Origin of the sequence: Sphingomonas eleionomae, assembly GCF_049889035.1 — a bacterium.
In the GTDB taxonomy this organism is placed as follows: Bacteria; Pseudomonadota; Alphaproteobacteria; order Sphingomonadales; family Sphingomonadaceae; genus Sphingomonas.
On record NZ_JBLTWP010000003.1, the window covers coordinates 433066 to 444806 of the forward strand.

Below are 11741 nucleotides of genomic sequence, written 5' to 3' on the forward strand. Positions count from 1 at the left end.
GCGGCAATGAAGGAGAGTGTCATGCGCAGTGCAGCCGTCTTTCCCCTGGTCGCCGGGCTGGTCATGCTGGGCGGATGCGCGCCGCAGGCCGAGCCGCAGAGCGCGGGCAAGGGCACGGGGGCGGATGCGGGCAAGCAGTGTTTCTTCATTAGCCAGATTACCAGTTTCAATCCCGTGTCGCCCGACCGGGTGATCGTTAATTTCGCGCAATATGAAAGCTGGGAACTGGAACTGGCGCCCGGATGCCCGGACGTCGACTGGACGTTGCAGATCGGCGTGGATGCGCGCGGGCGGACGCGGGTGTGCAACGGCAACGAGATTGCGCTGACCGTCCCCTTTCCCGGAACGGGCGCACGGCGGTGTCCGGTGCGGTCGTTCCGCAAGCTGTCGGACGAAGAGGCGGCAGCGGCCCGGGGCCAGACGCTGCGCAACTGATGGACAGCCGAACATCGGCGGCGATATGCCCGATGCCGTGCTGAACGATGCCAGTTCCCTGTCCGCCGGTCAGTGCCGCGACCTGTTGTTCGGCGGCGGGGCGGAGGCGTGCATCATCGACCGGCCGGTGCTGGCTGAGGCGCCCTATCGCCCGCTGATCGAGGCGCTGGCCCGCGGTCCCGGTTTCCGGATGAGCCTGAACAGCGAAGCCCCGGCGAAGGCGCTGGAGAGGCTGGTCGGGCAATTGTTTCCGGCAGCGGCGCTGGGCGATGCCGTCGCGGCGCTGTCCGGGGAGATCGACCGGCTGGCCGACCGCGTCGGTGAGATTGCGGGCGGGCGGCCGATGGTCGTCCTGCGTACCTATTTCGCGCCGGGCGACCTGGTCTGGCATGTCGACCGGATGCCGGGGCAGCGATCCGTGCGGCTGGTCTGGCCGATCGGGCGGCCGGGCGGGATGCAGGTGACGCCGCACGCCAATGTCGATCAGCCGCTCTATGCCGCGTTCATGCGGCGCGAATTTCCGCTGCTGTGCCGGCTGGACGATCATGTCGAGAAGCGCGGGGGATCGCTGGAGCGGCTGTGGGCGTATCGCCCGGAACGGGTGCGCATGATGCAGACGGGGGCGTTTCCCTTTATCCGCAATCCTGCGGCCGTGGCGACGGTGCCGGTTGGCGCGGCGAGCCTGCACCGGGTGGAAACGATTGGCTGGCCGGGCTGTCTGCATCGGTCGGACTGGTGCAATCGGGATCAGCCGGGCGTGCAGATCGTCATCACCGCCAGCGACAGCGACGCATGATGGAGGCGCGGCCGCTGGGCAGGACGGGCGTCGCCGTATCGCCCATCGCGTTCGGGACAGCGCGCTGGCATCGCAGCGGTGCCGGCGATCTGTCGCCCGTGCTGGCCCATGCGGTCGATCGCGGGATTTCGGCCATCGAGATGGAGCTGGGCGACGATGCGCTGAACGCCGCGATTGGCGGCGTGCTGGCCGGGGCGGGCAGGCGGGGCAGGGCGCAGCTGGTCTGTCGATTGCGCCCGGCATTGCCGATCGCGCTGCCATCGCACCACCTGTCCGCCGACCAGCTATGGCCAGCGGCCGGGATCGTGGATCAGGTCGATGCCGCGCTGCGCGCAACCGGGGTCGAGCGGCTGGCGGCGGTGCATGTCCCCGAATGGTGTGCGGAATGGCTGGACGAGGGGGAATGGGCCGGGGCGCTGACCGCACTGGTCGATGCGGGAAAGATCGCGGGGTTCGGCGTGGCGGCGTTCGATCATGATCCCGACGCAATGGCATCGGCCATCGCGTCCGGGCGGATCGAGGGTGTCCAGTCGATGCTGAACCTGTTCGATCAGCGGGTGGCGGCGATGCTGCCCGCACTGGTCCAGCGCGGCCTGTGGATGGTCGCGCGGATGCCGTTTTATGCGGGCGGACTGTTGCCCGAACATCCAGCAATGCGGGGGAAGCGCGATTTCGGCGATGCCCGCGACATCAGCCTTTATCCGCAGCATCGGGATGAATGCCGCCAGCGGGCAGAGCGCATCGCGGCGGCATGGCCCGCCTTTACGGCCGATCCGGCGGGCGCAATGATCCGGCACCAGCTGGCGATGCCGGGGATCAGCACCATCGCCATCGGCCTGTCCACGCGCGCGCAGGTGGACGCCGCCATTGCCAGCGCGGCAGCAGGCCCGGTTGCGATGCCGCCCGCATCCGTGCTGGCCGAGGCGAACTGGCTGGGTTGAGCTGCGGTCGTGGCAGCGGGGCGGGCATTACGGCAAACGGTTTCGCCCACCAGAACCCGGCAATCCGGCCATCCGGTTGCCTTACGGTCCGGATACCTTCTTTCGCACGGACAAAGCGCTTGCAAGGGCCACACTATGAAATAGCATCCCACATTAAGGGTATCGATTCGAGCGATATCCGGTGTTGGGAGAGGTAGAATGCTGAAATCTTTACGCCCGTCGGGGCGAACGATGCTGCGCGCGTTCATCATGGCTTCGGCATTGCCGGCCGCATTCGCCGCCATCCCCGCCGCACACGCACAACGCCAGATCGAGACGCTGAACCGCGGCCTTGTCGTCGTGCCCGCGCAGGGCGGCGGCAATCTGGTCAACTGGCGGCTGTTGTCCACGGACAACAGCGCCATCGGCTTCAATGTCTATCGCGGGTCGACCCTGCTCAATGCCACACCGATCACCGACCGGACCAATTTCGTGGATGCCGGCGGCACGGCCAGTTCGACCTATACCGTCCGAACCGTGCTGAACGGCACGCTGGGCAGCCCGACGCCGGCAGCGTCCGTGTGGGCGGGCGGGTTCCTGTCCGTGCCGTTGCAGGTGCCGGCGGGGGGCACGGTGAACGGTTCCGCCTATACCTATACCGCCAATGACGCGAGCGTCGGCGATCTGGACGGCGATGGTCAGTACGAGATCGTGCTGAAGTGGGAGCCGACCAATGCCAAGGACAACAGCCAGTCCGGCTATACCGGCCCGGTGCTGATCGATGCCTATCGCCTGAACGGCACGCGGTTGTGGCGCATCGACCTGGGCCGGAACATCCGGGCGGGCGCGCATTACACGCAGTTCATGGTCTATGACTTTGACGGCGACGGCCGGGCGGAGGTCATGATGAAGACCGCCGACGGCACGCGCGCCGGGAACAATGTGGTGATCGGCAATGCCAGTGCCGATCATCGCAACACGAGCGGCTATGTGCTGGCCGGGCCGGAGTTCCTGACCGTGTTCAATGGTCAGACAGGCGCGGCGATGGCGACGATCAACTATAACCCGCCGCGCCATCCGACGACGCAGAACCCGACATCGGCACAGCTGAACACGGTGTGGGGCGATGGCTATGGCAACCGGGTCGACCGGTTCCTGGCCGGTGTCGCCTATCTGGACGGCACGCGGCCGACGGCGATCTTTTCGCGCGGCTATTATACCCGCACGGCGATCTGGGCAGTCGATTGGCGCAACGGCCAGCTGACCCAGCGCTGGTATTTCGACAGCGACAGCGCGGGCAGCCAGTATCGCGGGCAAGGGAACCACAACCTGTCCATCGCCGATGTCGACAATGACGGGCGGGACGAGATCGTGTTCGGCGCGATGGCGATCAACGACAATGGCCAGCCGCTGTGGAATTCCAACCTGAAACATGGCGATGCCATGCACGTATCCGACCTGATCCCGTCACGGGCGGGCCTGGAAAAGTTCGGCGCGCACGAGGACATCAATTCCAACGGCAATATCGGGTCGGCGATGCTGGATGCGCGGACGGGCGCCGTCATCTGGAGCACGTCGGCGACGTCGGATACCGGGCGCGGGGTCACCATGGATATCGACCCGCGTTATCCCGGCGCAGAGGCATGGGCATCGAACAACACCAACCTGTACAGTTCAACCGGGACGGTGATCGGCGCACGGCCATCGGCGATCAATCACGCCATCTGGTGGGACGGCGATCTGCTGCGCGAAATCCATGATCGCGGGGTGATCGACAAATGGAACTGGACGACGGCCACGACCACCCGGCTGCTGACCCCCAGCGGCACCACGTCGATCAACGGGACCAAGGCCAATCCGTCGCTGACCGCCGATATCCTGGGCGATTGGCGGGAGGAGCTGATCCTGCCGACCAGCGACAGCACGGCGCTGCGCATTTATGCCACGCCCTATTCGACGACGGTGCGGCTGAAGACGCTGATGCACGATCCGGTCTATCGCCTGGGCGTTGCGTGGCAGAATGTCGCCTATAACCAGCCGCCGCATACCAGTTACTTCCTGGGCGACGGCGCGAACCTGAGCGGGCGATAAGGCATGATGCAGCACCGATCGGTCCGCCGGTTGGGGGCAGCGGGGGCGATTGCCGGGCTGGGTCTGGCGATCGTCCTGGCCATGCCGATGCTGACCGACGATCCGCCGCCGGGGGAGATGACCGCGCCTGTCGCACCGCCAGCGGTTCGTCCCATTGTTGAGGGATCAGAGCCGGTCGATGCCCCAACTGCGCTGCTGTTGCCCCCACAGGCGCCGGCGATCCGGGATGCCATGCCCGCATCGCCCGCGCGGCTTTATGGGCGGTGGGTGGGCGATGGGCAGGTGCTGACCATCGCGCCGCTATCGGGCGCGGCCTTTGCCGTGACGGTCAAGCGCGACGGGGCGGAGCAGACCTATGACGCGACGATGCGCGACGGGCGGTTGCAGGTGACGATGGGCATCGACAGCGAATGGCTGCAACTGGCGGGCGGCGATGGCGACCGGCCCTGTCTGATGCTGGGCACCCGCCAGCGGTTCTGCCGCGCGGAATAGAGGGCCTGCGCAGCGGCCGCCGGGCGGATCAGTCGGCGGGGGTCGTCACGACGGGACGCCAGCCCAGGGCCATGCTGATTTCCGCTGCAGTGATGCGGACCTTTTCGGCAAGGTCGCGCATCACGTCGTCGGTCAGGTAATGGGCCGCGCTGGCGATGCTGAGCGCGATCACGATCTGGCCATTGGCGTCCCGCACCGGTGCCGCGATGGAACGGACGCCGTCCCCGGCCTCGCTTTCGTGCAGGACGATGCCCCGGCGGCGATGCTCTCCCATCGAGGCGAGCCAGGCGCTCATCTGTGCCTTGTCCGCCTTGGGCTGGCTCTGGCGGAAGAGCTTTTCAAGGACGGCCGCGTCCTCATCGAGCAGCAGCGCCTTGCCAAGGCCGGTTTCCGAGATGAAGCGCTTGTCCCCCGGAGAGGTGGCGACGCGCAGCCGCTGACGCCCGGTCACGCGTTCCAGATGGCGGCTATGGTCGTCCTCCCGCTTGCCGACAAAGACGCAGAAGCCGGTTTGCTGGGACAGCTGCTCCATGAACGGGCGGGCGACGGCGACATAGTCGATCTGCATCGACACCAGCGTGCCGAGATGCAGCAGCTTTGGCCCCAGCGCATAGCCGTCGCGGGTGAGGCTGAGATAATCGCGGGACTTCAGCGCCTGAACCAGGCGGTGCGTGGTCGTCTTGCTGAGCGCCAGTTTCTTGGACAGGTCGACCGCCTTGACCGGGCCCATGATCACCTGATCCAGGATATCCAGCGCGCGCATCAGCGTTTGCGCGCCCTTTGCCTCATTGCCCTTTGTCGTATCCGCTGCGGCAGTCGCCACCAGTTCCTGTTCCATCGCCCGTCTTTCGCGTCTCAGCCAGTCCCGGAATATGGGACGAGGTTCTACCGCTCATTGGCACGTTCCAAATCGTGAGACAACTACCTCGCCAGCCATCCGCCGTCGACGGCGAGGATATGGCCCTGGATGTAGCGTGCGGCGGGGGAGGCGAGGAACACGGCTGCGCCGCCGAGGTCGGAGGGATCGCCCCACCGCCCGGCGGGGATGCGTTCCAGGATCTGGCGGTTGCGGGTTTCGTCGGCCTGCAGCGCGGCGGTGTTGTTGGTGGCGATGTACCCGGGCGCGATGGCGTTGACCGTGATGCCTTTCGATGCCCATTCGCAGGCGAGCAGCTTGGTGAGGCCGCCAATGCCGGATTTGGACGCGGTGTAGCTTGGCACGCGGATGCCGCCCTGAAACGTCAGCATCGAGGCGATGTTGATGATGCTGCCGCCGCCATTGGGGATCATGTGCCGGGCGGCTGCCTGGCACAGGAAGAACACGGATTTGAGGTTGGTGTCGATCACCGCATCCCAGTCCGCCTCGGTAAAATCGATGCTGTCGGCGCGGCGGATGATCCCGGCATTGTTGACCAGGATGTGAAGCCCGCCGAGCTTCTCCACGGTCTCGTCCACAACCCTGCCCACAGGCTCGATGCTGGACAGGTCGGCGCTGATGATCGCGGCATGGCGGCCAAGCGCGGTCACCTGTTCGGCGGTCTCGGTCGCGGGCGTGCGGCCGATCAGCGCGACATCGGCACCGGCACCGGCCAGCGCCAGCGCAATGCCCTGGCCGATGCCGGTATTGGCGCCCGTGATCGCCGCGACGCGGCCGGTAAGGTCGAAGGGATGGGTCATGACAGGGGCAAAGGCTCCGTTCCCGGCCGGGACGCGCGCCCGCGCCCCGCCGGGGGTAGGGATCAGGACGCGGGAATCAGGACAACCGGATCACGACAGGGCAGGCTCTGCGGCCAGCACCTGCTTGAGGTAATCGCTGATCGCGGCATCGGTGGCGTTGGCGAAGAAATACTCCTGGAACCGCTCGCCCGCGATGGTGGCGCGCAGCAGGTCCTGATCGACGTTCTTGAGCACGGTCAGCATGTCAGTGCAGGTCACCGCCTTCAGATCCTTCAGGATGCCGCGGTTCCGGCGCATGATCTCGGCCCGCTCGCGCGGATAGCCAAGGCCGCGCTCGCCGTCGAACAGCTTGGCATAGACATCGCGCAGGTTCAGCTCGGCCGCCCAGCCGAACCCCTTGGAATAGGGCATCGAGATCGCGTTGCCGTCATTGATCTGGCCGAACAGGAACGCATCGGTCGGGTCGATCACCAGGCCGCAGAACACCCCCGGCATCGCATTGGCCGCCAGCATCGATCCCATGCCCGTGCCGCATCCGGTCACCACGAAATCCGCCGCACCGCTGTTCAGCAGGATGCCCGCCAGCAACCCGTTCATCACATAGGTCAGCGACGCCTTATCCTCCGGCGCGTACATGCCATAGTGAAACACCTCATGCCCGAAACCGCCCGCAACCTCGCTCAGCGCCTCATATACCACACCGCTCTTCGCCGCCTGGCTGTTCTCAATGATCAATGCGATCTTCATGTCCGATGGTCCTTTTCGGGTTAAGTTTGTTCGGGGGGTCAGCGTGCGGGCGTGCAGTCGCGGTTGCCCGCCGCCGTGTCGATGGTCAGGCCGGACCGGTCGGCGCGCACTGCCTTGCCCACCGGCAGGTTCAGGCGGACCAGTTCGCCCGCGACCAGATCGGCGACATGACGGGCGCCCAGTTCGCTGAAATGCGTGTCGTCCGAAATGCCCTTGGGATAGGCGGGCTGTCCGTCCTGTGGCGTGTAATGCAGGAAAAACGGCTTGGCCTTTTCCGCGCCGGTGCGGGTCAGCCAGTCGCGCGACAGCTTGCCCAGGTCGAGCAGCACGGTCCCGGTTTCCTGAGCGACGATTTTGGCGACCGAGGCATAGTCGGCATAGTCCGCCTTTGCCGTACCGTCCGGGTTGAACGAGCGGCGGGCGACGGGGGTGAGGAGAACCGGCGTGCCGCCCCTGGCCCGGACGTCCGCGACGAAGCGGGTCAGGTTGACGCGATAGTCGGTGGCGGCGGCGGCATAGCGTTCAGGCCGGTTGCGGCTGGCATCGTTATGGCCGAACTGGATCAGCACGGTATCGCCCGGCTGAATATCCGCGATCAGTTTTTCCCAGCGCCCTTCGCTGATGAAGGTCCGCGTGCTCCGCCCGCCAATGGCGCGGTTTTCGACCTTCACCCCGTCCAGCGCACAGGGCAGCATCTGGCCCCAGCCGGTCTGCGGATAGGAACGGTCGGGATAGTTGGAGGCGGTTGAATCGCTGGCGATGAACACCGTCTGCCCCAGGGCAGCGGCCGCGATCAGCACTGACAGCATCGACTTCTCCGCAAACGGCAATTCACACGCAATTCGGAATTGCCCTTATTGTGGAATATCGTATCACATAATGGAAAGTCGAAACAAGGTGGACCAGGACAGGAAGATGCAAAAGGCGCTGGCATGGACAACTTCTGTGGCTGTGGCTGCGGCGGCACTGGTCGGTGCCGGTGCGATACCGCTCGGCCCGTTACAGGCGCAATCCACGGTTCCGACACTGCCCCCGTCGATCCCGCCTGCGCCCGCCGATGCGCCGTTGATGCTGCCGCAGATGCACCTGCACGACCCGTTCATCGTCGCGGACGAAGCAAGCAAGACCTATTATCTGTTCACCCGCAACGAACAGGCGATGACCGGCGATCCCCGGCTGGGCACGATGGTCTATACCAGCCGCGACCTGCGCCACTGGACGTTGCCGCGGGTCGTGTTCGCGCTGCCCGCGACGGGCACCTGGGCGAAGCAGGGCAGCTGGGCGCCCGAGGTTCATGCGTGGCGCGGCAAATATTACCTGTTCACGACGTTTCACGACGACACGGCGAAACTGGGCAAGGCCGGAGCGCGCGACACCTATCGCCGGGGCACCGTGCTGGCCGTCGCCGACAAGCTGGACGGTCCCTATACCCTGCTCGACAAGGGCGAGCCGATCGCGCCCGCCGATCTGATGACGCTGGACGGGACGCTGCACGTCGAGCCGGATGGCAGGCCCTGGTATGTCTATGCCCATGAATGGTGGCAGACGACGGTGGGTACGATCGCTGCCCTGCCGCTGGACGAGAATCTGCGCCGGGCGGGCGAGCCGACGACGCTGTTCCGCGCCGATGAAGCAGGCTGGGCGCGCGGGCAGCGGCAGGCGGACGGCAGCTCGGTGTGGGTGACGGACGGGCCGGAGCTGTTCCGCACCAAGGCCGGAACGCTGCTGATGCTGTGGTCCAGCTATGGCGAGCGCGGCTATGTGCAGGCGTTGGCGCGGTCGAAATCGGGCACGATCCAGGGGCCGTGGGAACAGCTGGGGCCGCTGGTCAAGCGGGACAGCGGGCACGGGATGCTGTTCCGCGCGTTCGACGGTCGGCTGATGATGGTGCTGCATCGCCCGTTCACCTATGCGCTGGGCAAGCTGTACGAGATGCGCGACGCGGGCGACCGGGTCGAGGTGATCCGGGAGGCGACCGAACTGGACCTGGAGGGGTATCCGACGCATCCATGCGTCCCGCGCCGGTCGCCCACTGGCTATTCCCAGATCGATTGTTGAGCGATGGTCAGCGCAGCAGGTTAAGGTCCACTGCGCCTGCCATTGCGGCAAAGCCCGCATCATTGGGGTGGAGCGCGTCGCCGCCATCGAATGCCTTTGCCATGCGCAGCGGGTCGGCGGGATCGCGGATCGCCCGGTCGAAATCGGCGATGCCGTCCGATTCCCGCTGGGTGCGGATCCAGTCGTTGACGCGGGCGCGCACGGCCTCTCCTTCCTCGCTCCAATAGCCTGCGCCCTTATAGGGCAGGATGGTCGCCAGGATCACCTTGACCCCATGCTGGCGGGCGCGGGCGATCATCTGACGATAGGCGCCGATCAATGCCTCTGGCGTCGGCAGCGGTCTTTTATCGCGAGTGGCGCTGCCGATATCGTTGACGCCTTCCAGCACGATGACATGGCTGACGCCCGGCACGGCGAGCACATCGCGGTCGAACCGGCCAAGCGCGCTGATCCCCGTGCCATCGGCAAGCAGGCGGTTGCCGCCGATGCCCATATTGGCGACGGCGACACCGGTCATGCCGCCCTTGCGCAGCCGATCGGCAAGCTGATCCGGATAGCGGGTATCGGCGTCTACTGTCGCGCGCGCGCCATCGGTGATCGAATCGCCAAAAGCGACGACGGTGCGCGCCGGGCGGCGGGTTTCGACATCAACGCCGGTGATCATGATGCGCTGACCAAAGCGGGTCGTGTCGCGCATCTCGACGGCATCGGTCTGATCCCCGCGCGCGATCCAGGCGATGGCGGCGGCGTGGCCGTGCACGGTGGCGCGCTGGCCCCCCTCGGGCAGGTGGATGCTGATCGTCAGCCGCTGGCCCGGCTTGACCGCCATGGTCACGGGATCGCTGATGGCGGGCGCGTGCCCTGCCATCACGACGCCGCCCTGACCGGCAAAGGTCACGGTGCGGCTGCTGCCCGGCACGATGCGGCCATCGGGTTCGGCCAGGGCGATGCGGACCGCGCCCACGCGGATCGCGTCCTCGCTCTCCTCATTGCTGAGGCGGATGCGCAGCCGGTCGCCGCCGCTGCTGATCCGGACGACCTGCCGCACTGTGCGGTCGGTCAGGTCGGGCAGGGCGCGTTCCGTCCCCGGACGCTGAGCCGCGAGCGGGGCGGCGGCCCAGGTGCGGACCCAGTTCTGCGCGCTGGCCGGCATGGCGAGCGACAGGGCGAGTGCCGTGAAGAGAAAGCGGTTCACCATCGGAAGGTCCCTTGATCGCGCAGGGGTCAGCGGGCGGCATCGCCCACGGGAACGGTCATCAGTGCCAGCCGCTTGCCGTCCGCCAGCATCCCCGAATTGATCAGGATGCGGCTGTTATCCGGGCTGAAGCTGGGGTGGATATGGTCGGGCCGCATCCGGTGGCCGGTGGACAGCAAGGTCCGCTTGCCGGTGGCGCGGTCGATCAGGTGCAGGTTGCCGTCGAAATCGTCACCCGCCGCCAGTCGCCCTTCATAGGTGACGGCATTGTGCCAGTAGCCGCCGACATTGTCGGGATCGGGGCGCTGATCCGGCTGATTGAAATAGGGGACGCCGGTGCGGGCGGAGGTGCCGCCGTCGATTTGGCCGATATTGGTCACGCTGCCGTCGCGCAGCGAGACGATGACAATGCCCGTCTGATGCTGACGCAACGCCGGGCGGTGACCCATCAGGTTGAAGATGACATGATCGGCGTCGGCGAACTGTTCGTGCGTCACCCATTCCCAGGGCTGTTCCGGGTAGACGGGGCGGTTGCCGGTGCCGTCCGCCTTGACGATGAACATCCGCTGCGGCGCGTCGCCGCCGGTTTCGTGGCAATAGAGGATTTCGCCGGGCACGAACGGGTTCGCCTGAACATGCCCCATGCGGAACGGGGTGGTCATCACGGTGCGGACCGCGCCGGTGGCAAGATCGATGGCGCGGAGGCCGCCGGGCACCTGCGGCACAGGCTCTCCGGGCTTTCGGGGCGGGGCGGGGCGGGAATCGAATCCGGTATAGGCCGTCCGCTCATCCGCATCGAGGGTGAAGCCGCCCACTTCGATATGCCCGTCCGGCAGGGTGGAGACGACCCGTTCATAGCCGCCGGGACGCAGCGTCCCCGCCTTTGCATCGGCGAGCAGCGGGGTCAGGTCGACCTCGATCAGGCGATAGCGGTCGCCGCCGCCCTCGACCGGGCGGCGCATGTAATAGAGCTTGTTCGACAGGCGGGCGACATTGGGGCTGCCGGTGCCGGTGCCCGGCCCGTCGGTCAGCTGGACGATCACGCCGCTGATTTCATCGACTGCAAAGATCTGCGGGTTGCCCGCGCCCGCCCGGTCCATCGAGCGGAAGATGATGTGCGTGCCGTCCGCCGCCCATTGCGGATGCGTCTGATAGATTTTGAGGTCGGCATAGGCGCCGCTGGTCAGCGCGGTGATGGTGCGGCCGGTAGTCCGGTCGACGATGGTGTGGGTTTCGGAGGGGAAGACGCGGCCGACCTGTGCCGCGGCGGGTGTGGCGGCGGTCAGGGTCAGGCAGGCGAGCATCAGGCGGGCGATCATGGGGCAGGCTC

At 66.7% G+C, this 11741-nt stretch carries 12 protein-coding genes; 6 read left to right on the forward strand and 6 right to left on the reverse strand.

Annotation, left to right across the window (positions count from 1 at the left end; all coding sequences use genetic code 11):
* The first annotated feature begins 21 nt into the window (after window positions 1-21).
* The 5 genes from ACNI3Q_RS10310 to ACNI3Q_RS10330 all read left to right on the forward strand — a co-directional run bounded on the left by ACNI3Q_RS10310 (window position 22) and on the right by ACNI3Q_RS10330 (window position 4734).
* Window positions 22-435 (forward strand): DUF6491 family protein, encoded by a 414-nt coding sequence (locus ACNI3Q_RS10310; RefSeq protein ID WP_426276358.1) that lies wholly within the window; start codon window positions 22-24, stop codon window positions 433-435.
* A 25-nt stretch (window positions 436-460) separates the two neighbouring features.
* On the forward strand, window positions 461-1231 hold the full coding sequence (locus tag ACNI3Q_RS10315) for a hypothetical protein (RefSeq protein WP_426276360.1): 771 nt from the start codon (window positions 461-463) through the stop codon (window positions 1229-1231).
* Entirely contained in the window at window positions 1228-2172 is a 945-nt protein-coding gene (locus tag ACNI3Q_RS10320) for an aldo/keto reductase (protein WP_426276362.1), read from the forward strand. The genes ACNI3Q_RS10315 and ACNI3Q_RS10320 overlap by 4 nt, the downstream gene beginning before the upstream one ends.
* A gap of 198 nt (window positions 2173-2370) precedes the next feature.
* Window positions 2371-4242 carry a rhamnogalacturonan lyase gene (locus tag ACNI3Q_RS10325; RefSeq protein ID WP_426276364.1) on the forward strand — a complete coding sequence of 624 codons (1872 nt, stop codon included), beginning with the start codon at window positions 2371-2373 and terminating at the stop codon, window positions 4240-4242.
* A gap of 3 nt (window positions 4243-4245) precedes the next feature.
* Window positions 4246-4734 (forward strand): hypothetical protein, encoded by a 489-nt coding sequence (locus tag ACNI3Q_RS10330; protein WP_426276366.1) that lies wholly within the window; start codon window positions 4246-4248, stop codon window positions 4732-4734.
* Window positions 4735-4762: 28 nt separating this feature from the next.
* Here the strand turns inward: ACNI3Q_RS10330 and ACNI3Q_RS10335 are convergent, their stop codons facing one another.
* The 4 genes from ACNI3Q_RS10335 to ACNI3Q_RS10350 form a co-directional block, all read right to left on the reverse strand.
* Window positions 4763-5572, reverse strand: coding sequence for an IclR family transcriptional regulator (locus tag ACNI3Q_RS10335; protein ID WP_426276368.1), 810 nt, complete (start codon window positions 5570-5572; stop codon window positions 4763-4765).
* An 83-nt stretch (window positions 5573-5655) separates the two neighbouring features.
* A complete protein-coding gene (gene kduD, locus ACNI3Q_RS10340; protein ID WP_426276370.1) occupies window positions 5656-6411 on the reverse strand; it encodes a 2-dehydro-3-deoxy-D-gluconate 5-dehydrogenase KduD in 756 nt (251 codons plus the stop codon).
* A gap of 90 nt (window positions 6412-6501) precedes the next feature.
* A complete protein-coding gene (locus ACNI3Q_RS10345) occupies window positions 6502-7158 on the reverse strand; it encodes an RpiB/LacA/LacB family sugar-phosphate isomerase (protein ID WP_426276291.1) in 657 nt (218 codons plus the stop codon).
* 38 nt (window positions 7159-7196) lie between these two features.
* Entirely contained in the window at window positions 7197-7967 is a 771-nt protein-coding gene (locus ACNI3Q_RS10350) for a rhamnogalacturonan acetylesterase (protein ID WP_426276372.1), read from the reverse strand.
* 70 nt (window positions 7968-8037) lie between these two features.
* Between ACNI3Q_RS10350 and ACNI3Q_RS10355 the strand changes: the two genes are divergently transcribed.
* Window positions 8038-9216 (forward strand): glycoside hydrolase family 43 protein, encoded by a 1179-nt coding sequence (locus tag ACNI3Q_RS10355; RefSeq protein ID WP_426276374.1) that lies wholly within the window; start codon window positions 8038-8040, stop codon window positions 9214-9216.
* Between the two features lie 7 nt (window positions 9217-9223).
* Here ACNI3Q_RS10355 and ACNI3Q_RS10360 read toward each other — a convergent pair whose 3' ends face one another.
* Both ACNI3Q_RS10360 and ACNI3Q_RS10365 read right to left on the reverse strand, forming a co-directional pair.
* A complete protein-coding gene (locus ACNI3Q_RS10360) occupies window positions 9224-10414 on the reverse strand; it encodes an SGNH/GDSL hydrolase family protein (protein WP_426276376.1) in 1191 nt (396 codons plus the stop codon).
* Between the two features lie 26 nt (window positions 10415-10440).
* Entirely contained in the window at window positions 10441-11730 is a 1290-nt protein-coding gene (locus ACNI3Q_RS10365) for a hypothetical protein (protein ID WP_426276378.1), read from the reverse strand.
* Window positions 11731-11741 lie beyond the last annotated feature (11 nt).

Bases quoted from the DNA above. Each gene is read 5' to 3' on its own strand.
- ACNI3Q_RS10310 (WP_426276358.1), top strand. From the start codon at position 22: ATGCGCAGTGCAGCCGTCTTTCCCCTGGTCGCCGGGCTGGTCATGCTG.
- ACNI3Q_RS10315 (WP_426276360.1), top strand. From the start codon at position 461: ATGCCCGATGCCGTGCTGAACGATGCCAGTTCCCTGTCCGCCGGTCAG.
- ACNI3Q_RS10320 (WP_426276362.1), top strand. From the start codon at position 1,228: ATGATGGAGGCGCGGCCGCTGGGCAGGACGGGCGTCGCCGTATCGCCC.
- ACNI3Q_RS10325 (WP_426276364.1), top strand. From the start codon at position 2,371: ATGCTGAAATCTTTACGCCCGTCGGGGCGAACGATGCTGCGCGCGTTC.
- ACNI3Q_RS10330 (WP_426276366.1), top strand. From the start codon at position 4,246: ATGATGCAGCACCGATCGGTCCGCCGGTTGGGGGCAGCGGGGGCGATT.
- ACNI3Q_RS10335 (WP_426276368.1), bottom strand. From the start codon at position 5,572: ATGGAACAGGAACTGGTGGCGACTGCCGCAGCGGATACGACAAAGGGC.
- kduD (WP_426276370.1), bottom strand. From the start codon at position 6,411: ATGACCCATCCCTTCGACCTTACCGGCCGCGTCGCGGCGATCACGGGC.
- ACNI3Q_RS10345 (WP_426276291.1), bottom strand. From the start codon at position 7,158: ATGAAGATCGCATTGATCATTGAGAACAGCCAGGCGGCGAAGAGCGGT.
- ACNI3Q_RS10350 (WP_426276372.1), bottom strand. From the start codon at position 7,967: ATGCTGTCAGTGCTGATCGCGGCCGCTGCCCTGGGGCAGACGGTGTTC.
- ACNI3Q_RS10355 (WP_426276374.1), top strand. From the start codon at position 8,038: ATGGAAAGTCGAAACAAGGTGGACCAGGACAGGAAGATGCAAAAGGCG.
- ACNI3Q_RS10360 (WP_426276376.1), bottom strand. From the start codon at position 10,414: ATGGTGAACCGCTTTCTCTTCACGGCACTCGCCCTGTCGCTCGCCATG.
- ACNI3Q_RS10365 (WP_426276378.1), bottom strand. From the start codon at position 11,730: ATGATCGCCCGCCTGATGCTCGCCTGCCTGACCCTGACCGCCGCCACA.